The sequence below is a fragment of the Streptomyces sp. SDT5-1 genome (genome assembly GCF_052245995.1).
Lineage (GTDB): Bacteria > Actinomycetota > Actinomycetes > Streptomycetales > Streptomycetaceae > Streptomyces.
Genome location: NZ_CM125963.1, coordinates 6191637 through 6211607, shown reverse-complemented (window position 1 = coordinate 6211607; position 19971 = coordinate 6191637). Strand labels below are relative to the sequence as shown.

15 protein-coding genes and 1 riboswitch are annotated in these 19971 nt (G+C 71.6%); of the genes, 4 read left to right on the top strand and 11 right to left on the bottom strand.

Annotated elements, in window-relative coordinates:
* Positions 1 to 11 precede the first annotated feature (11 nt).
* The gene (locus ACTWJ8_RS28605) at positions 12 to 1289 is read right to left on the bottom strand and encodes a hypothetical protein (RefSeq protein WP_443260623.1); all 1278 of its coding nucleotides are present in this window, start codon (positions 1287 to 1289) and stop codon (positions 12 to 14) included.
* Positions 1290 to 1808: 519 nt separating this feature from the next.
* Between ACTWJ8_RS28605 and sepH the strand changes: the two genes are divergently transcribed.
* Complete coding sequence (gene sepH / locus ACTWJ8_RS28600) at positions 1809 to 2912, top strand: septation protein SepH (protein WP_443260622.1); 1104 nt, start codon at positions 1809 to 1811, stop codon at positions 2910 to 2912.
* A gap of 102 nt (positions 2913 to 3014) precedes the next feature.
* Here the strand turns inward: sepH and ACTWJ8_RS28595 are convergent, their stop codons facing one another.
* Positions 3015 to 3872, bottom strand: a complete 858-nt coding sequence (locus tag ACTWJ8_RS28595) for a sulfurtransferase (protein ID WP_356378251.1) — start codon at positions 3870 to 3872, stop codon at positions 3015 to 3017.
* A 272-nt stretch (positions 3873 to 4144) separates the two neighbouring features.
* On the opposite strand from ACTWJ8_RS28595, the gene ACTWJ8_RS28590 reads away from it, so the two are divergent.
* Complete coding sequence (locus ACTWJ8_RS28590; protein ID WP_356378249.1) at positions 4145 to 4930, top strand: VOC family protein; 786 nt, start codon at positions 4145 to 4147, stop codon at positions 4928 to 4930.
* Positions 4931 to 4964: 34 nt separating this feature from the next.
* On the opposite strand, the gene ACTWJ8_RS28585 is transcribed toward ACTWJ8_RS28590, so the two are convergent.
* From ACTWJ8_RS28585 to ACTWJ8_RS28570, 4 genes are all read right to left on the bottom strand, one after another.
* Positions 4965 to 5615: a thymidine kinase gene (locus tag ACTWJ8_RS28585; protein ID WP_443260621.1), complete on the bottom strand. Its 651-nt coding sequence runs from the start codon at positions 5613 to 5615 to the stop codon at positions 4965 to 4967.
* Between the two features lie 61 nt (positions 5616 to 5676).
* Positions 5677 to 6867, bottom strand: a complete 1191-nt coding sequence (locus ACTWJ8_RS28580; protein ID WP_443260620.1) for an alkaline phosphatase family protein — start codon at positions 6865 to 6867, stop codon at positions 5677 to 5679.
* On the bottom strand, positions 6864 to 7463 hold the full coding sequence (locus ACTWJ8_RS28575; RefSeq protein WP_356378240.1) for a DUF5998 family protein: 600 nt from the start codon (positions 7461 to 7463) through the stop codon (positions 6864 to 6866). The genes ACTWJ8_RS28580 and ACTWJ8_RS28575 overlap by 4 nt, the downstream gene beginning before the upstream one ends.
* Positions 7464 to 7534: 71 nt before the next feature.
* Positions 7535 to 10366: a bifunctional acetate--CoA ligase family protein/GNAT family N-acetyltransferase gene (locus ACTWJ8_RS28570; RefSeq protein ID WP_443260619.1), complete on the bottom strand. Its 2832-nt coding sequence runs from the start codon at positions 10364 to 10366 to the stop codon at positions 7535 to 7537.
* 188 nt (positions 10367 to 10554) lie between these two features.
* Here ACTWJ8_RS28570 and ACTWJ8_RS28565 point away from each other — a divergent pair, with 188 nt between their 5' ends.
* Positions 10555 to 10836 (top strand): HPr family phosphocarrier protein, encoded by a 282-nt coding sequence (locus ACTWJ8_RS28565; RefSeq protein ID WP_030021209.1) that lies wholly within the window; start codon positions 10555 to 10557, stop codon positions 10834 to 10836.
* Between the two features lie 217 nt (positions 10837 to 11053).
* On the opposite strand, the gene ACTWJ8_RS28560 is transcribed toward ACTWJ8_RS28565, so the two are convergent.
* The 4 genes from ACTWJ8_RS28560 to ACTWJ8_RS28545 form a co-directional block, all read right to left on the bottom strand.
* Positions 11054 to 11740 (bottom strand): GntR family transcriptional regulator, encoded by a 687-nt coding sequence (locus ACTWJ8_RS28560; RefSeq protein ID WP_356378235.1) that lies wholly within the window; start codon positions 11738 to 11740, stop codon positions 11054 to 11056.
* Between the two features lie 231 nt (positions 11741 to 11971).
* On the bottom strand, positions 11972 to 12778 hold the full coding sequence (locus tag ACTWJ8_RS28555; RefSeq protein ID WP_356378232.1) for a M23 family metallopeptidase: 807 nt from the start codon (positions 12776 to 12778) through the stop codon (positions 11972 to 11974).
* 13 nt (positions 12779 to 12791) lie between these two features.
* Positions 12792 to 12955, bottom strand: a riboswitch (cyclic di-AMP (ydaO/yuaA leader).
* A gap of 240 nt (positions 12956 to 13195) precedes the next feature.
* A complete protein-coding gene (locus ACTWJ8_RS28550; RefSeq protein ID WP_443265014.1) occupies positions 13196 to 14563 on the bottom strand; it encodes a M16 family metallopeptidase in 1368 nt (455 codons plus the stop codon).
* Positions 14564 to 14580: 17 nt separating this feature from the next.
* Positions 14581 to 15918 carry a M16 family metallopeptidase gene (locus tag ACTWJ8_RS28545; RefSeq protein WP_356379658.1) on the bottom strand — a complete coding sequence of 446 codons (1338 nt, stop codon included), beginning with the start codon at positions 15916 to 15918 and terminating at the stop codon, positions 14581 to 14583.
* 294 nt (positions 15919 to 16212) lie between these two features.
* On the opposite strand from ACTWJ8_RS28545, the gene ACTWJ8_RS28540 reads away from it, so the two are divergent.
* On the top strand, positions 16213 to 18669 hold the full coding sequence (locus ACTWJ8_RS28540; protein ID WP_356378230.1) for a DNA gyrase/topoisomerase IV subunit A: 2457 nt from the start codon (positions 16213 to 16215) through the stop codon (positions 18667 to 18669).
* Between the two features lie 6 nt (positions 18670 to 18675).
* On the opposite strand, the gene ACTWJ8_RS28535 is transcribed toward ACTWJ8_RS28540, so the two are convergent.
* Positions 18676 to 19797, bottom strand: coding sequence for a CobW family GTP-binding protein (locus tag ACTWJ8_RS28535; protein WP_443260618.1), 1122 nt, complete (start codon positions 19795 to 19797; stop codon positions 18676 to 18678).
* Positions 19798 to 19971: the final 174 nt, after the last annotated feature.

Sequence of the window (19971 nt, the reverse complement as noted above, 5' to 3'; positions counted from 1 at the left end):
CCTCGAACCGGTCACCCGGCCTGCGGCTGGGTGGTCGAGCCCTGGGTGGGCGCGGGGCTGGGGGTGGCGCCGCTGTCCGAACCGGAGTCGGATCCGCTGTCCGAGCCCGAGTCGGAGCCGGAGTCGGACGACCCGCTGTCCGAACCGGAGTCCGAGCCGGAGCCGGAACCCGAGTCGGAGCCCGAGTCCGAGGATCCGCTCTCCGAACCGGAGTCCGATCCCGAGCCCGTCCCGGAGCCGTCCGTGGCACCGGTCGAGGGCGTGGCACTGGAGCCCGGGTCGGTGGTGGCCGAGCCGTCGTTCTGCTGGGTGCCGGAGTCCGAGCCGGTGCTGCTGGTGTCGGACGGGGTCTGCGAGGTGTCCGGGGTGGGCCCGCTGTCGGACGTCGAGCTCCGGCCCTTGAAGGCGTCGCCGATGGTGGTGCCACCGCCGCTGCCACCGAAGGTGTGGCCCGACACCAGTTCGTACGTGGTGATGCCGCACATGGTGACGCCGAAGACGAGCGCCGCGGCGATCAGCGGCCGCTTCCAGCTCTTGACGCGGGAGCGGTGCACGGTGCCCTCGGTGAACTCGTCACCGAGGTCCACGTCGTCGGGGCCGTCGGTGCCCGGTCCGCCGTCCGTGACCCGCAGCACGCGCGTGGCCTGGTCGGCCGCCTCGGGCCTGAGCAGTTGCGTGGCCTGGTCGACCGCGTCCGCCCTGAGCAGCTGCGTCTTGTCGGCGTCCGCGGCGCCCTCCGCGTCCTCGTCGGGCAGCAGGTCCGCCACCGCGCCGGTGTCGAGGAGCTGCGTCCCGTCGGTGGCGGAGACCTGCGGCAGCGCGGTGGTCTCCGCGGCGTCGGCGGCGGACGCGGACGGCATCCCCCACGTGGTCGTGGTCGGCAGCGCCGTCATGGCGGGCCGCGCGGCGGGCGGCTCGTCCCCCGTGGCCATCGCGCGCGTGGCGTCCATCGAGGAGTCCGAGCGGAACGTACGGGGCACCGGGGTGCCCTGCGCCGTCACCGGGACGCGCCGGGTCTTGGGCTTGGGCACCCGGACGTCGCGTATCTGCTCGCCGGTGCGCCGGAAGAAGTGCTGGAAGAGCGTGCCTCCGCAGGTGGCGAGGGCGCTGACCACGCCGGCGCCGAGGATCGTCCCGTAGACGCCGAGGCCGGAGGCGAGCTTGGCGGCCACCACGGCGGCGACCGCACTGCCCGCCACCTGAGGCACGCTCAGATCCAGCCGTTTCTCCTTGGACTTCTCCCCCGCGTCATCGGATATGTCCTCGGGGATCTCCGGCCTCTTGCCCATGCTCAGACCTAGCCTGCCTTTCTCGACAAAACCACCCATGCCATAGCGAAGCCCCCAAGAGTAAGCGAACTCCTTGGGTCGCACGAGAAAGGACGTTTCGAGGGAGGAACCAGTTCCGGTTCTGCAGATTTCGTGAAGCAGAACACGCGAGGCCCGCACATTCCGCGCCACGTTCGGGAGCTCCCGGCCTCAACTACCGCCCCCCGGCAGAACTTCGGCGGCGTGCCGATCCACGCAAGTGGCCCGAATGGAGTACTGTTGCGAGCCCTGGGTCCGGTCTCCCGCCAGGGTGCTCGGGTCCTGCCAGGACCGCGGGGAGGGGGTTCGCTGCACAGGGTGACGGAGTCCGTCACTTAGCGTTGCGAATAGGTAACCGTGCCATAACGGCGATCCAGGGCCCATGCCCGACACGCCGGGCAACTCGGCAAGGTTGTGGCAGGCTGCACCCGGGCAGGCCACACTCGACTAGCGGAAGCAGCGACGCACGTGACGTCGGCAGGCACCACCCGGGAGGTCCCCATGCCCGAACTGCGTGTCGTGGCCGTCTCTAACGACGGCACACGGCTGGTGCTGAAGGCTGCGGACAGCACGGAGTACACGCTGCCGATCGACGAGCGCCTCCGGGCCGCCGTACGCGGCGACCGTCCGCGCCTCGGCCAGATCGAGATCGAGGTGGAGAGCCACCTCCGCCCGCGCGACATCCAAGCGCGTATACGGGCCGGCGCGACCGCGGAAGAGGTCGCCCAGTTCGCCGGCATCCCGGTCGACCGGGTGCGCCGTTTCGAGGGCCCCGTGCTCGCGGAGCGCGCGTTCATGGCCGAGCGCGCCAGGAAGACTCCCGTGCGCCGCCCCGGCGAGAACGCCGGACCCCAGCTCGGCGAGGCGGTACAGGAGCGCCTCCTGATGCGCGGCACCGACAAGGACACCGTCCAGTGGGACTCCTGGCGCCGGGACGACGGCACCTGGGAAGTCCTCCTCGTCTACCGGGTCGCGGGCGAACCGCACTCGGCGAGCTGGACGTACGACCCGCCCCGCAGGCTCGTCCAGGCCGTGGACGACGAGGCGCGCTCGCTGATCGGCGAGTCCGACGACATCGGCACGCCCGAACCCACGTTCCCGTTCGTGCCGCGGATCGCGCGGCTCCCCCGGGACCGCCCGCTCGACCGTGCCCTGGACCGCCAGCTCGAGCGTCCGACGCCGCCCGCGGAGCCGGAGCCCGAGGAGACGGAGCTGCCCGCGATCGCCTCCTCGGCGTCGCCGGAGCGCGACTCGCTGACCAGCCTCCTGGAGGCCGTGCCCAGCTACCGCGGGGACCTCGCGGTGCCCGAGCGCCCCTCCGCCGTGCCCGAGCGCCCCGCCGTGGCGCCCGAGCCGCCGCAGGAGGAGCCCGAGCCGCCCGCGGCCGCCGAGGTGGAGGAGCCGCCGGCGCCCGCCGCGTCGGCCGGTGCCGGATCGGCGTACGCGGACATCCTGATGCCGCGCTCCGTCGCCGGCCACCGCGACCGCCTCACCGGCACCACCGACCGCCAGGCGGAGGCCGACGGGGTGCGCCCCGGCCGCCGTGCGGCCGTGCCGAGCTGGGACGAGATCGTGTTCGGCACGCGCCGCAAGAAGCAGGAGTAGCCCACCTGTTGTACGAGTAACCCACCTCTTGTACGAGGAAGGGGCCCACGCCGTTCAGTCGGCGCGGGCCCCTTTCCCGTACGGGCGGCTTGTGGCGGCCTGTTACTGCGGGTCGGGGCCCGTGGCGACCGGGCGCGACTCGTCGGCGGACCACTGGGACCACGAACCGACGTACAGCTGTGCGTCGATGCCCGCCACGGCGAGCGCCAGGATCTCGTGCGCGGCCGACACGCCCGAGCCGCAGTAGACGCCGACCTGTCCGCGATCACCGGTCGCGCCAAGGGACTTGAAGCGGTCCGCGAGCTCGGCGGCCGGGCGGAACCGGCCGTCCTCGCCGACGTTCTCCGTGGTCGGCGCGGACACCGCGCCCGGGATGTGGCCGCCGACCCGGTCGATGGGCTCCACGTCACCGCGGTAGCGCTCGGCGGCGCGGGCGTCGAGGAGCAGTCCGGTACGGGCCAGCTCCGCGGCGGCGTCCGCGTCCAGCAGACCGGTGGCACCGGGTGCAGGTTCGAAGGTGCCGAGCCGGCCTTCCGGGGTCTCGGTCTCCAGCGGTCCGTCCCACGCGGCAAGCCCGCCGTCGAGAACTCGCACGGACGGGTGACCCGTCCAGCGCAACAGCCACCAGGCGCGCGCCGCGGCCCAGCCCTGCCCGCCGTCGTACACCACGACGTCGCGGTCCGCCGAGACGCCGGCAGCGCGCATCGCGGCGCCGAAGTCCGCCAGGTCGGGCAGCGGGTGCCGCCCCTCGCCCGGGCCCGCGTGACCTGCGAGTTCGGTGTCGAGGTCGACGTAGACCGCGCCCGGAATGTGTCCCGCCGCGTACTCGGCGGGGCCGTCGAACGCGGGCGCTCCGGCGGACTTGGCGAGGCTGAGCTGCCAGCGGACGTCGAGCAGGACGGGAGGCCGCTCCCCCGTCAACTCGCTCGCGAGTTCGGTTGCGGAGATGATGGCATTCATGGGCCCATCCTTGCTCATGCTCTGGCCCGCGCGCCCCTGGTCGTATAGCGTGCTCGATCGACTACCGAGCGTCGAACGTCCGGACAAGGGCGGGGCTTGGCGCCGAAACGTATGCGAAACACCTTTTCGGGCATCCTCGGCAAGGAGCCCGTCGGTTCGGCGCGGCCGAGGAGCGCCGCGCGGCACCGAGTGCCACCATCAGCACGGGCGACACGCGACTGTGGGATCCCGAGCCGAGGGCCCGAGGGTTCCGTTTCGAGGAGAGAGTGACGATGACCGAGGCAGCAGCCCGGCGCGCACCCGGCACCCCTTGCTGGGTGAGCCTGATGGTGCACGGCATGGACGCGACCCAGGAGTTCTACGGGGCGTTGTTCGGCTGGGAGTTCAGGCCCGGGCCGCAGCAGCTCGGCCCCTATGTGCGGGCGCTGCTGGACGGCAAGGAGGTCGCCGGGATCGGCCAGCTGCCGCCCGACCGTCAGCTGCCGATCGCCTGGACCCCGTACATGGCCTCGGACGACGTGGACGCGACGGCCGAGACGGTGCGGCACTGCGGCGGCACGGTGGGCGTGGGCCCGCTGGACGCCGGGGAGGCCGGCCGGATGGCGATCGGATCCGATCCGGGGGGCGCGGTGTTCGGCCTCTGGCAGGCGGCCGGGCACGTGGGCACGGCGGTGACGGGCGTGCCGGGCGCGATGGCGTGGAACGAGCTGGTGACGCGGGAGACCGCGAGCGTCGCGAAGTTCTACCAGGCGGTCTTCGGCTACACCGAAGAGGCCGTCGTCTCCGCCGACTTCGACTTCCTGACGCTGCACTTGGAGGGCACCCCGGTGGCGTCCGTGCACGGCGTCGGACACGCGCTCCCGCGCGACCGGGGCCCGCACTGGATGACGTACTTCCGGGTCGCCGACCTCGACGAGGCGGTGGAGCGCGTCGCCGACCTGGGCGGGCACGTGGTGTCGCCCGCGCGCGAGGGCACACACGGCCGCGTGGCCACGGTGGCGGACCTGGAGGGGGCGGAGTTCGCCCTGGTCGGTCCTGAGGTCTCCCAGGGCCTTTGAAGGATTTCGCCGGGGGTGCGGGCCCGGCGCCGACTCAGGCCGGCCCGACCGGCAGGACGTCCGGGGAGAGCTGCGCGGCGTGCGCCGTGGCGCTCGTCATCCGGCGGCTGTGGTGGCGGCGGCACAGCACCTCGTAGCCGATCTCGTCCGCCGAGCGGTTCACGTCGCCGACGACGACCTGGGCGCCCTCGACGACCATCGCGCCGTTGACCGTGCGGGCGTTGTGCGTGGCGCGGGCGCCACACCAGCACAGCGCCTCGACCTGCAACACCTCGACGCGGTCCGCGAGTTCGACCAGGCGCTGCGAGCCGGGGAACAGCTTGGAGCGGAAGTCCGTCGTGATGCCGAACGCGAAGACGTCGAGCTCCAGTTCGTCGACGACGCGGGCGAGCTGGTCGATCTGTTCGGGCGCCAGGAACTGCGCCTCGTCGGCGATCACGTAGTCCACCTTGCCGCCCTGCGAGAGGTGCTCCACCACGTACGCGTAGATGTCCAGGTCGTCGGCGACCTCCACGGCGTCCGTGACGAGGCCGAGGCGGGAGGAGAGCTTGCCCTCGCCCGCCCGGTCGTCGCGGGTGAAGATCAGGCCCTGGAGGCCGCGTGCCGAGCGGTTGTGCTCGATCTGGAGCGCGAGGGTCGACTTCCCACAGTCCATCGTTCCGGAGAAGAACACCAGCTCGGGCATGGGAGGTTGAGCACCTTTCGCGTTGCGTGAGGGGGTTGCCGACGAGGAAGGACGGCGCGGGTCAGGGGGTCCGGACTTCCAGCAGCGGCACGAGCTGCTCGGCCGGGGTCATCGAGCCGTGGTTGCCGACCATCAGGGATTCCTTCGGCTCGCTGCGCGAGGCGATGAGCAGCACGTCGTCACGGGCCGCGGCGATGACGTCGCCGAGGCGGTCGTACACCCGCTGGTCCACCTGGGGGCCGAACCAGCCGGCGGCGATCGCCTCGTCGCGCGACGCGACCCAGAACTGCTCGCCGAGCACGTCGCGCCAGACGGCGAGCACGTCGGCCGCGGCGCCCGGCACGGCGTACACATGGCGGGCGCGGCCCTCGCCGCCCAACAGGGCGACGCCCGCGCCCAGTTCCCAGTCCTCGTCGAAATCGATGCGGGTCTGCTCGTCGAAGGCGATGTCGACCATGCCGTGGTCGGCGGTGACGTACAGGGCGCTGCGCGGCGGCAGTTGCTCGGCGAGGCGCTGCGCGAGGCGGTCGACGTACATGAGCTGGCCGCGCCAGGGGTCGGAGTCGACACCGAAGCGGTGCCCCTTGCCGTCGACCTCGCTGTAGTACGTGTAGACCAACGAGCGGTCGCCCGCCGCCAGTTGCTCGGCGGCCAGGTCCATGCGGTCCTCGCCGGAGAGGCGGCCGTAGAACGTGCCACCACTGAGGGCGATCTTGGTGAGCGGCGTCGTCTCGAAGTGCGGCGCGGACACCTGCGCCGTGTGGACGCCCGCCTCGTGCGCGCGCTGGAAGATCGTCGGATACGGCTGCCAGACCTGCGGCGGGGTCCAGGGGTTCCAGCGGAGCTGGTTCATCAGCTCGCCGGTCTCGGGGTTGCGCACCGTGTACCCGGGCAGGCCGTGCGCGCCGGGCGGCAGTCCCGTGCCCACGGAGGCGAGGGACGTCGCGGTCGTCGCCGGGTAGCCCGCGGTGATCGGGCGGCCGGTGCCGCCGCGCGAGGACGATATGAGCGAGCTGAGGAACGGGGCCTCGTCCGGGTGTGCCTTCAGCTGCTCCCAGCCGAGGCCGTCGATCAGGAACATGCAGGCGCGGTCGACCGGCTGGAGCTCCGGGATCGTGGCGTCGCAGCCGGGCAGGCCCAGGTGCGCGCCGAGGGTGGGCAGCAGGTCGGCGAGGGATCCGGTGCCGTACGCCGGGACGGGAGCGGAGTGGACGGGCAGCGGCTCTACGTCGTCCCAGGCGGCCTGCGTCATCGGCGGCCCGCGTCCGCGATGGCCTCGGAGAGGGACTGCGAGAAGGTGAGGGCCTGGCGCACGGTCTCCGGGCCGTCCCCGGCCTCGCTGACGCGCAGGCTCAGGTCGTCCGCCGTCGTGTTGCCCGTGTATCCGTGGTCCGCCTCGCAGTTGGGGTCGCCGCAGGAGGCGGGCTCCAGGTCGATGCGGGAGACGGCGCCCCAGCCGATGGTGAGGACGACCTCGCGGGGCAGCGAGCCCGGCACGTACTTCTCCGGGTTCGCCACGACGCGGCTGAGCACGACCGACGAGATCCGGCCGATCTGCACGGACTCCGTGGACGTCGTCGCGTACGGCGTCGGGGACGTGCTGTCGGCGGCCTGCTCGTCGGTGTGGCTGACGATGAAGCGGCTGTCGGTCAGGACCAGGACGGTGACGTGCCTGCGCACCTCGTTCGCGTCGAACGTGGTCTCCTGGTGCACCAGATACGACGAGATCGGCTCGCCGCCGACCGCGGCCTCCACCGCCTCGGCCACGAGAGCCGGGTAGTAGCCGCTGCGCTCGATCGCCGCTCGCAGCCCTTGGGTCGTCGTACTGGTCTTGGCCATGGGGTCCATCCTAAGGCCCGAAAAGAGACTGCCGGTGCCCCTGTGGATAACTCTCCGTGAGGGCTCGTCACGTGCCGATCTCAGTACGCGACGGGCAGGGTGCGGGGGCCGAGGTCGTCGCGCGCGGGCGGCGGCGCGAGCCGGACGGAGGCGCCCAGAACGGTGAGCCCGCGCTCGGCCACCACGACGGGTTCCAGGGAGACGCCGACGACCTCGGGGTGGTCGTCGACCAGGCGTGACACCCGCTGGAGCAGTTCCTCGAGCGCCGGAGTGTCCACGGGGGCGGCGCCGCGCCAGCCGAACAGGATCGGAGACGTCTTGATCGACCGGACGACCGCCTGCGCGTCCTTGTCGGTCACCGGGATCAGCCGGTGCGCGGTGTCCCCGAGCAGTTCGGAGGCGGCGCCGGCGAGGCCGAAGGAGAGCACGGCGCCCGCGGCCGGGTCTATGACGGCCCGGACGACGGTGTCGACGCCGCGCGGTGCCATCGCCTGCACCACGGGACGCAGCTCGGCGGGCTTGCCGAGCCGCTCGGTCAGGTCCTCGTAGGCGCGCCGCAGCTCCGGCTCGCTGGAGATGTCCAGGCGTACGCCGCCGAGGTCGGGGCGGTGCCGCAGGTGCGGGGCCGTCGTCTTCAGGGCAACCGGGTAGCCGAGGGTGCGCGCGGCCTGCGCGGCCTCGTCCGGGTCGCGCGCGGGCAGCGTGCGCCGTACGTCGATGCCGTAGCGGGACAGCAGCGCCTGGGCGTCCTCCGGGGCGAGGTCGGTGCCCTTGGGGTCGCTGTCCTTGGCGAGCAGTTCCGCGATGAGGTCGGCGGCGCCCTGCTCGTCGACGGAGTCGTGCTCGGGCACCTTGCCGGGCTCGGCGGCGTCGCGTCGCCATTGCGCGTACCTGGCCGCCTGGGAGAGCGCGCGGACGGCGCGCTCGGCTGCCGGGTAGGCGGGGATGAGGCGCGGGGCGAGCTCCGGCTGGGCGAGCAGCGGCGCGTCCTCGGTGGCCGTCTCGGGCGTGGTGCGCTGCCGCGGTGCGTTGGGCCCCGTGCTGGCGGCGGCGGAGAGGGCTTCGGCGAGGCCGCCGAGTTCGACGTGGACGACGAGTACCGGCTTCGTGGGGCCGGTGGCCGCGGCGGCGCTCAGGGCGGCCGCGAGCTCCGCGTCCTCGGAGGGGCTCTCGCCGACGGCCGGTATGGCGGTGACGACGACGGCGTCCGTCTTCTCGTCGGCCAGTGCCTGCTCCAGGGCGGCCCGGAAGTCGGCGGCGGAGGCGGCCGTCGTGAGGTCCTGGGGCGGCTTGGGGCGCAGCCCTTCGGAGAGGCACACGTCGTAGGTGAGGAGACCGAGCGACTCCGAGTTGCCGAGGATGGCGACACGCGGCCCCTCGGGGAGCGGCTGACGGGCCAACAGGAGTCCGGTGTCGACGAGTTCGGTGATCGTGTCGACCCGGATGACGCCCGCCTGCCGGAGCAGCGCGGAGACGGTGGCGTACGGGAGGCGGGTGGCCCGCACGGCGTGCCCGGTGGGTGCGATGCCGCTGTGCCGGGCTCCCTGGACGACGACCAGGGGCTTGGCGGCGGCGGTGCGGCGGGCGAGGCGGGTGAACTTGCGCGGGTTGCCGATCGATTCGAGGTACATGAGCGCGACGTCGGTGTCCGCGTCGTCGTACCAGTACTGGAGCACGTCGTTCCCGGAGACGTCCGCGCGGTTGCCCGCGGAGACGAACGTGGAGACGCCGCTGGCGCCGGTGACGCCGCCGCCCCTGCGGTGCAGGCGGGACAGGAGGGCGATGCCGATGGCGCCGGACTGGGCGAACAGGCCGATGCGGCCGGGGCGCGGCATCTCGGGGGCGAGCGACGCGTTGAGCCGGACGTCCGGGGAGGTGTTGACGATCCCGAACGCGTTCGGTCCCACGATGCGCATGCCGTAACTGCGGGCCTGGCGGACCAGGGCGCGCTGGCGCTCGCGGCCCTCGGCGCCCGTCTCCGCGTATCCGGCGGAGACCACGACGAGGCCCTGGACGCCGCGCTCGCCGCACTCGGCGACGACCTCGGGGACGTCGGGGGCGGGGACGGCGACGACGGCCAGGTCGACGGGCTCGGCCGCGTCGATGTCGCGTACGGAGCGGTGGGCGGGCACGCCGTCGATCTCGGTGAGGTCGTCCTCGAACGCCTGGTTGACCGCGTAGAGGCGGCCGGTGAAGCCCGCGTCCCTGAGGTTGTCGAGAACGCTGCGGCCCACTCCCCCGGGCGCCCGCCCGACGCCGATCACGGCGACGGAGCCCGGGGCGAGCAGGCGCTGCACCGAGCGGGCCTCCGCGCGCTGCTCGCGCGCGTGCTGCACCGCGAGGGAGGCCTCGGTGGGTTCGATGTCGAACTCCAGGCGGACGACGCCGTCCTCGAAACTGCGCTTCTGCGTGTATCCGGCGTCCCGGAACACCTTGATCATCTTGGTGTTGGCGGGGAGCACCTCGGCGGCGAAGCGGCGGATGCCGCGCTCCCGCGCGACGGCCGCGATGTGCTCCAGGAGGGCGGAGGCGACGCCGCGGCCCTGGTGGGCGTCCTGCACGAGGAAGGCGACCTCCGCCTCGTCGGCGGGCGCGGTCGCGGGCATGCCGTGCTCGTTGATCCGGTCGTAGCGCACCGTGGCGATGAACTCGCCGCCCACGGTCGCGGCGAGGCCGACCCGGTCCACGTAGTCGTGATGGGTGAAGCGGTGCACGTCCTTGGCGGACAGCCGCGGGTAGGGCGCGAAGAACCGGTAGTACTTCGACTCGTCCGAGACCTGTTCGTAGAAACTGGTCAGGTGCTCGGCGTCCGCGGTGGTGATGGGCCTGATCCGCGCGGTGCCGCCGTCGCGCAGCACTACGTCGGCCTCCCAGTGGGCGGGGTACGCATGGCGGTCCGACGGAGTCTCCATGTCGCAAGAGTAGGGCCGGCCACCGACAGAAGGCGTCCCGTCGTACGGGTCGCGGCCGGTACGCCCGGAAGGCACTCTATGGAGGACCGAAGGGCTGTGCGGGCGAGGACCTGGGTCCGCGTCACGCACCGCCCCCGATATGGAACACTGGTCTAGACAACCGTGAGTCACCTGAAGGGCAGCATCACATGGCTGAGCGCCGCGTCAACGTCGGCTGGGCCGAGGGCCTCCACGCCCGCCCCGCTTCCATCTTCGTCCGCGCTGCCACGGCGGCCGGCGTTCCCGTGACGATCGCCAAGGCCGACGGCAACCCCGTCAACGCCGCCTCCATGCTGGCCGTGCTCGGCCTGGGCGCGCAGGGCGGCGAGGAGATCGTGCTGGCCTCCGACGCCGAGGGCGCGGACGCCGCGCTCGACCGGCTGGCGAAGCTGGTCGCCGAGGGCCTCGAGGAGCTTCCCGAGACCGTCTGACGCACAGACGAAGCAGTACGGCAGAGCCGCGCGTCCCCTTTGGGGCGCGCGGCTTTTTCGTTCCCGGAAATACGGCACGAATTCCGCGGCACGCAGCACGAATTGCGCGGCGCGCAGCGCGGATTACGCGACAGGAATTCACGCAAGCCCGTCCGGCCATTTCAGCCGTTTCGGCGCGCGCCGAGAATTGCGCACTTCTTTGTATACGGCGCCGTTGTTAAAGCTGGTGCCCCACCGTGTTGACTGCGTGTTGCGAACTCCTCACACGCTCTCCCGCGCGCGGGACGCGCAGGCGGTGGGCGGCCGCGGCGCGCTCGGTGTGCAGGGTCGCCAGGGCGCGGGCGCGCTCGACGTCGCCGCGCGCCACCGCGTCCACGATGGCGCCGTGCTCGGCCCAGGACTCGACCGGGCGGGCGGGGCTCTCCACGGCGTACATCCAGGCGATCTTGTGGCGGAGCTGGGTGAGCAGGGTGATCAGGCCGGGGCTGCCGGACGCCTGGGTGAGCGTCTCGTGGAACCAGCCGCCCAGGGAGCGCAGATCCTCGCCCTGACCTCGCCTCGCGCGCTCCTGACCCAGCCTCACGAGCCCGCGCAGCACCTTGAGGTGGGCCTCCGAGCGGCGCTGTGCGGCGCGGGCCGCGGCCATCGGTTCGAGCAGCATCCGGATCTCCAGGAGGTCGGCCGCCTCCCGCTCGGTGGGCTCGGCCACGCACGCGCCCGCGTGCCTGCGCGTGACGACGAACCCCTCCGCCTCCAGGGTGCGCAGCGCCTCGCGGACGGGCACGCGCGAGACCCCGTAGCGACGCGCGAGCAGCTCTTCGGTGAGCCGCGCGCCGCGCTCGTAGACCCCGGCGACGATGTCGTCGCGGATCGCCGTGCATACCGAGTGCGCGGGAATGCGCATGGTTCGACCTCCGCCTTGATCCCCGCGAAACGCGGTCGAATGACGCCCGTGCAAGCGCGCATGACACGCGGCCGGAGCACTTGTCCTTCGACTCTATTCCACCGTGCTTGAATTTCCGACGAGGGGACGGAATCCGGGGATATTTTTTGGACAGCCGATATCTGCGGACACGCGAAAGCCCCGGCTCGGTGAGCCGGGGCTTTCGTCGGACGCGCCGTGGGTCGGGCCGGGTCAGACGTTCACGCCGTGCTGACGCAGGTACGCGACCGGGTCGATGTCCGAGCCGTAGTCGGGGCTGGTGCGGGCCTCGAAGTGGAGGTGCGGGCCCGTCACGTTGCCGGTGGCGCCGGAGAGGCCGATCTGCTGGCCGGGGGTGACGTGCTGGCCGACGGAGACGCCGATCGAGGACATGTGACCGTACTGGGTGTATGTACCGTCATTCATCTTGATCACGACGTTGTTGCCGTAGGCGCCGCCCCAGCCGGCCTCGACGACGGTGCCCATGCCGACGGCGTGCACCGAGGTGCCGCTGGCGGCGTGGAAGTCGATGCCGGTGTGGCTGCCGGAGGACCACAGGCCGCTGCTGGCCTTGTAGGCGGTGGAGACGTACGAGCCGGATATCGGCGCCACGAAGCTGTTCAGGCGCTTGCGCTCGGCCTCACGGGCGGCGCGCTCCTTGGCCTCGCGGGCCTCGCGCTCCTTCTTGGCCTTTTCGGCGGCGCGCTTCTTGGCCTCCGCCTCGGCCTTGCGCTTGGCCTCCTCGGCCTTCTTCTTGGCCTCGGCCTCGGCCTTCGCCTTCTCGGCGGCCTTCTGCTGCGCGGTGGCCTGCGCGTCGATCTTGTCGGCGAGGGAGTCGCCGATGGCGATGGCCTGCGTCAGGCCGTCGTGCTCCGCGGCGGGTTCGGCGGCGAGGGCGGGGGCGGCGAGGCCCGCCACCACGCCCGTCGTGGTGAGTGCGGCGACGCCGGCGACCTGAGCGGTGGTGCGCGTCAGACGGCCGGGACGGCGGTGCTTCCCGGTGGCACGGGTGAACCCCATGAAGGTGCTGATCCTTTCCTTCCTTCTCGCCTACCGGGTTAGCTGACGGGTTCGGAGCAGGAAGGTCTCCTACGGGCCCCCTCCCCTCGCGGGAAGAGCGCCCGATTCACCCCAGGGACTTCGGTGGGTCCCCGGCTCCCCTGGCTCGCACCGTGGGGGACTCGGCGATGACTGTCCGGTGTCGCGGGTGCGACGTACGTCTGGCGGACAGCCGGAGGGAACGCTAAGCGGGGCCTCTTTGAATCAACAAACAGAACCCGGCTTTTGTAGTGCACGCCACAGGGCACGCAGGCAACCTCTACAACAATTCGGACATTTGTGAGCGTGTAGTGATTCCAGCTGATCGTGATCAACACCACGAAGCCCCGGCGGCCGCTGTCGGCGCCGGGGCTTCGTGGTGTGCCTCAGGAGGCGAACTCAGCTCGTGACCACGGTCACTTCACCGATGCCGAGCGCCTTGACCGGCTCCTCGATCTGCGCGGCGTCGCCCACCAGGACCGTCACGAGCCGGTCCGAGGGGAACGCGCTCACGACGGCCGCCGTGGCCTCCACGGTGCCGGTGGCCGCCAGCTGCCGGTACAGCTGCGCCTGGAAGTCGTCCGGCAGGTGCTGCTCGACCTGGTCCGCGAGCGTGCTCGCGACGGCCGCCGCCGTCTCGAACTTCAGCGGGGCGACGCCCACCAGGTTCTGCACGGCGGTGTCCCGTTCGGCGTCCGTGAGGCCCTCGGCCGCCAGCGTGCGCAGCACCTTCCACAGGTCGTCGAGCGCGGGCCCGGTGTTCGGCGTGTCCACCGAACCGCTGATGGCAAGCATCGCCGCGCCGCTGCCGTCGGGCGCGGAGCGCAGCACCTGGGCGAAGGACCGCACCCCGTAGGTGTAGCCCTTCTCCTCGCGCAGGACGCGGTCCAGGCGCGACGTGAGGGTGCCGCCCAGGCAGTACGTGCCGAGGACCTGCGCCGGCCACACGCGGTCGTGCTTGTCCGGGCCGACCCGGCCGATGAGGAGCTGCGTCTGCACGGCTCCGGGGCGGTCCACAATGACGACGCGGCCGGTGTCGTCGGCGACGACCGGCGGGACGGGGCGCGGCTCGGTGGTGTCGCCGGTCCAGGCGCCGAGCGTGTCGGCCAGGAGTGCGTCCAGGTCGATGCCCGTCAGGTCGCCCACGACGACGGCCGTGGCGGTGGCGGGGCGCACGTGCCGGTCGTAGAAGGCGCGCACGGCCGCCGCGTCGATGGCGGAGACGGTCTCCTCGGTGCCCTGCCGCGGGCGCGACACGCGCGCGTCGGCGGGGAAGAGCTGCCGGGAGAGCTCCTTGGCGGCGCGCCGGGCCGGGTTGGCGCTCTCGTGCGGGATCTCGTCCAGGCGGTTGCGCACCAGGCGCTCGATCTCGCTGTCGTCGAAGGCCGGGGCGCGCAGGGCGTCGGCCAGCAGGGCGAGGCCCTTGGAGAGGCGCGAGGCGGGCACTTCGAGGGAGGCCCTTACGCCGGGGTGGTCGGCGTGCGCGTCCATGGTGGCGCCGCAGCGCTCCAGTTCGGCGGCGAACTCCTCGGCGGAGTACTTGTCGGTGCCCTCGTTGAAGGCCCTCGCCATGATCGTGGCGACGCCGTCGAGGCCCTTCGGCTCGGCGTCCAGCGGCGCGTCCAGGTGCACCTCGACGGCGACGACCTGCTGGCCGGGGCGGTGGCAGCGGAGCACCGTCAGGCCGTTGGGGAGCGAGCCGCGCTCCGGGGCGGGGAACGCCCAGGGCTTGGGCTCACCCGCCTGCGGGCGGGGGTGGAAGTCCATGCTCGCGAGCTGCTCGGTCACTGGCCCGCCTCCTCGGTGTTCTCGTCGGTCTCGGCGGGGGCGGTGGGCTCGTACACGAGCACCGCGCGGTTGTCGGGGCGCAGGCGCTCCTTGGCGATCTCCTGGACCTCCTCGGCGGTCACGTCCAGGACGCGCCCCACGGCGGTCAGGGCGAGCTGCGGGTCGCCGAACAGGACGGCGTAGCGGCACAGCTCGTCGGCGCGGCCCGCGACCGTGCCCAGGCGGTCGAGCCACTCGCGCTCCAACTGGGCCTGCGCGCGCTCCATTTCCTCCGGGCTCGGGCCCTCCTCGGCGAACCGGGCGAGCTCCTCGTCCACGGCGGCCTCGATGACGGGGACCTCGACGTCTCCGGAGGTCTTCACGTCCAGCCAGCCGAGGGACGGCGCCCCGGCGAGGCGCAGCAGGCCGAAACCGGCCGCGACGGCGGTGCGGTCACGGCGTACGAGGCGGTTGTAGAGGCGGGACGACTCGCCGCCGCCCAGCACCGTGAGGGCGAGGTCGGCGGCGTCGCACGCGCGCGTGCCGTCGTGCGGGAGCCGGTAGGCCGACATCAGGGCGCGTGCGGGCACCTCCTCCTCGACGACAAGGCGCTGCTGCTCGCCGATGACGTCGGGCAGGGCGCCGTCGCGCGGGGCGGGCTTGCCGTCGTGGCCGGGGATGGTGCCGAAGTACTTCTCGACCCAGGCCAGCGTCTGCTCGGGGTCGATGTCGCCGACGATCGACAGGACCGCGTTGTTCGGCGCGTAGTACGTGCGGAAGAAGTTCCGCGCGTCCTCGAGGGTGGCCGCGTCCAGGTCGGCCATGGAGCCGATGGGTGTGTGGTGGTACGGGTGGCCCTCGGGGTACATGAGGGCGGTCAGCTTCTCGAACGCCGTGCCGTAGGGCACGTTGTCGTAGCGCTGGCGGCGCTCGTTCTTGACGACGTCCCGCTGGTTCTCCATCGACTCGTCGTCGAGGGCCGTCAGGAGCGAGCCCATGCGGTCGGCCTCCAGCCAGAGCGCGAGCTCCAGCTGGTGGGCGGGCATGGTCTCGAAGTAGTTGGTGCGCTCGAAGCTCGTCGTACCGTTGAGCGAGCCGCCCGCGCCCTGGACGAACTCGAAGTGTCCGTTGCCGTGCACCTGCTTCGAACCCTGGAACATCAGGTGCTCGAAGAGGTGAGCCAGGCCCGTACGGCCCTTGACCTCGTGGCGCGAGCCGACGTCGTACCAGAGGCAGACCGCCGCGACCGGGGTCAGGTGATCCTCGGAGAGCACCACACGCAGGCCGTTGGCCAGCCGGTGCTCGGTCGCTGTCAGGCCGCCGGAGCCGGCCTCGGCGGTGGCCGTGTGACCCATGGGCATGTACGTCCCTTCGATCGCGGTACAACGCGAATACGCGGTGAGCTCTGGACTGCGGCAGGTCCTGTAACACTGAACTGCTGCGAGTCCTGACACTGTATGCAAGCGTGCCGACGCCTGGCGAAGTTCCCGCGGGGGCTACGCCCTGAGCGAGCGGACACCCTTGCGGGGGCCGTGCGACACCCTGTACTGACGGGCCGCGAGCGGCGTTGTCAGTGCGGCGGTCCACAATGGTCCGCGACAGTTCCCGTTCATGTACCCGTTCTTGTAGGTGAAGGAGCCGCAGCAGCGATGGCCCGCCGCAGCACGAAGACCCCGCCGCCCGACGACTTCGAGGAGAAGATCCTCGACATCGACGTGGTCGACGAAATGCAGGGCTCCTACCTGGAGTACGCGTACTCGGTCATCTACTCACGCGCCCTGCCCGACGCCCGCGACGGGATGAAGCCCGTCCACCGCCGGATCGTCTACCAGATGAACGAGATGGGCCTGCGCCCCGAGCGGGGCTACGTCAAGTGCGCCCGCGTCGTCGGCGAGGTCATGGGTAAGTTGCACCCCCATGGCGACGCGTCGATCTACGACGCGCTGGTGCGCCTCGCCCAGCCCTTCTCCATGCGTGTGCCGCTGGTGGACGGGCACGGGAACTTCGGCTCCCTCGGCAACGACGACCGCCCTGCCGCCATGCGTTACACCGAATGCCGCATGGACCCGGCCGCCGGCCTGATGACGGAATCGATCGATGAGAACACGGTCGACTTCGTGCCCAACTACGACGGCCAGGAGCAGGAGCCTCTGGTCCTCCCGGCGGCGTACCCGAACCTGCTGGTGAACGGCGCGTCCGGCATCGCGGTCGGCATGGCGACGAACATGCCGCCGCACAACCTGGGCGAAGTGATCGCCGCCGCCCGCCACTTGATCCGGCACCCGGGCGCCGACCTCGACACCCTCATGAAGTACGTCCCGGGCCCCGATCTGCCCACGGGCGGCAAGATCGTCGGCCTCACCGGCATCCGGGACGCGTACGAGTCGGGGCGCGGCTCCTTCAAGATCCGCGCGACGGTCTCGGTGGAGAACGTGACGGCGCGCCGCAAGGGCCTCGTCGTCACCGAGCTGCCCTTCGCGGTCGGCCCCGAGAAGGTCATCTCGAAGATCAAGGAGCTGGTCGGCTCCAAGAAGCTCCAGGGCATCGCCGACGTCAAGGACCTCACGGACCGCGAGCACGGCCTGCGCCTGGTCATCGAGATCAAGAACGGCTTCGTGCCGGAGGCCGTCCTGGAGCAGCTCTACAAGCTGACGGCCATGGAGGAGTCCTTCGGCATCAACAACGTGGCGCTGGTGGACGGCCAGCCGCTCACGCTGGGCCTCAAGGAGCTCCTCGAGGTCTACCTGGACCACCGCTTCGACGTGGTGCGCCGCCGCAGCGAGTTCCGCCGCGGCAAGAAGCAGGACCGCCTGCATCTGGTGGAGGGCCTCCTCGTCGCCCTGGTGGACATCGACGAGGTCATCAGGATCATCCGGTCGAGTGAGAACAGTGCGCAGGCCAAGGAGCGCCTGATCGAGCGCTTCTCGCTCAGCGAGGTCCAGACGCAGTACATCCTGGACACGCCGCTGCGCCGCCTCACCAAGTTCGACCGCATCGAACTGGACGCCGAGCGCGACCGGCTCAACGGCGAGATCGACGAGCTGACCGGCATCCTGGAGTCGGACACGGAGCTGCGCAAGCTGGTCTCCTCCGAACTGGCGGCCGTGGCGAAGAAGTTCGGCAACGAGCGGCGCACGGTGCTCCTCGAGTCGGCGGGTGCTCCGGTCTCCGCGGTGCCGCTCCAGGTCGCCGACGACCCGTGCCGCGTGCTGCTCTCCTCGACCGGCCTGCTGGCCCGTACGGCGAACGGCGATCCCTTCACCGAAGGTGAAGGCACCAAGCGCACGAAGCACGACGTGATCGTCTCCGCGGTGCCGGCGACGGCGCGCGGCGAGGTCGGCGTCGTCACGTCCGAGGGCCGCCTGCTGCGGCTGAACGTGATCGACCTGCCGCAGCTCCCGGACTCGGCGTCCGCGCCGAACCTGTCCGGGGGCGCCCCGATCGCGGAGTTCCTGTCGTCCCTGGGGCCGGACGAGTCGGTGGTCTGCCTGATGACCCTGGACGAGTCATCGCCCGGTCTGGCGATCGGTACCGAGCAGGGCGTCGTGAAGCGCGTGGTGCCCGACTATCCGTCGAACAAGGACGAGTTGGAGGTCATCACCCTCAAGGACGGTGACCGCATCGTCGGCGCGGCGGAGCTGCGGACCGGCGAGGAGGATCTGGTCTTCATCACGGACGACGCCCAGTTGCTGCGCTTCCAGGCGTCCATCGTGCGCCCGCAGGGCCGCGCGGCGGGCGGCATGGCCGGCGTGAAGCTGGCGACGGGCGCGAAGGTCATCTCGTTCACCGCGGTCGACCCGGCGGTCGACGCGGTGGTCTTCACGGTGGCCGGCTCGCGCGGCACGCTGGACGACTCGGTGCAGACGACAGCGAAGCTGACGCCGTTCGACCAGTACCCGAGGAAGGGGCGTGCCACGGGCGGTGTCCGCTGCCAGCGCTTCCTGAAGGGCGAGGACTGCCTGAGCCTGGCCTGGGCGGGGCCTGCGCCCGCGCGTGCGGCGCAGAAGAACGGCGCGCCCGCCGAGCTGCCGGAGATGGACCCGCGCCGCGACGGCTCGGGCGTGTCACTGCCGAAGACGGTGGCGGCGACGGCGGGTCCCGTGTAGGCGCCTCTAGAGCACGTAGTCCGCGACCTCCTCCGCCTCGCCCTTCTCCTGGACGTAGCGGAGAACGCCCCACATGCCTCGTTCGTCGACGGTGTGTGGGGCGTCGCTCTTGGCGGCGTTCAGCCGCTCGGTGAGGTCGGGCGTGTCGATGCCGGAGCCGATCAGCACGAGCTGGGTGAGGCGCTCCTGACGCTCCTGCTGCTCCTGGTCGTCGCCGGTCGGCCACGGCTCCGGGTAGAACCGCAGGAAGCGGCCCACGGCGTGCACGGCGTACCGGTTGCCCGTGTCGTAGGCGCCGAAGTCGACATATCCCTTGATGCGGTAGAGGCCGTCGGGCCCGCTGTCGAGGAACGCGATCAGTCGGCGCGGGTCCATGGGCACGTCGGAGGTGAACGCGACAGTGTCGTAGGCGGCGTGCAGATGCGCGGCGTGGTCGCCGTCCTGCTTCTCGTGCTCGTCGTCGTGTCGATGGAGGTCGTCGAAGGACAGCTGGCCGACGCGTTCCTCGGAGGGGCGGCAGTCGAAGAGCAGCTCGGGGTCGATGCGGCCGTACGTCGCGGACACCACGGCGGCGCGGCCGGCCGAGGCCCGTACGGCGGCGAGGACGCGCTCGCGCTCCTGCGAGGGCACGCGGTCGCCCTTGTTCACGACGACCAGGTCGGCGATGGCCAGGTGCCGGTCCACCTCGGGGTGCTTCTCGCGGGTGGCGTCGTACTCGGCGGTGTCGACGACCTCGATCAACCCTCCGTACACGATCCGCGGGTTCTCGCTGGCGAGCACCATACGGACGAGTTCCTGCGGTTCCGCGATGCCGCTCGCCTCGATCACGATGACGTCAATGGCATGCACGTCATCGACGGGACGAGTCAACTTGTCCAGGTAGACGTCGAGTTCACTGGCGTCCACCGCACAGCACAGGCAACCGTTGCCAAGGGAGACGGTCGAGTCGCCGAGCTGTCCGGCGACCGCCATGGCGTCGATCTCGATCGACCCGAAGTCGTTGACGATCGCCCCGATCCGGGTGCCACCACTGCGGTGCAGCAGATGGTTGAGCAATGTGGTCTTCCCCGACCCCAGGAAGCCGGCGAGGACGACGACGGGGATCTGCTGCGGGCTGGCCTTGCTCAACGCGACCTCTCTCACACCGGGCCGCCGAACCACTCCGGGGTCCGGCCCTCGTACGAAGAATGAATGCCGCCCCAGGATACGAGCGGGTGGAAACGCCGCGGAGTGAACGATTGCTAACGGCGCCCGCTGGGCACACGTTGGACATGGCGCCGGTTTTCGCGAACTGAGCATCCT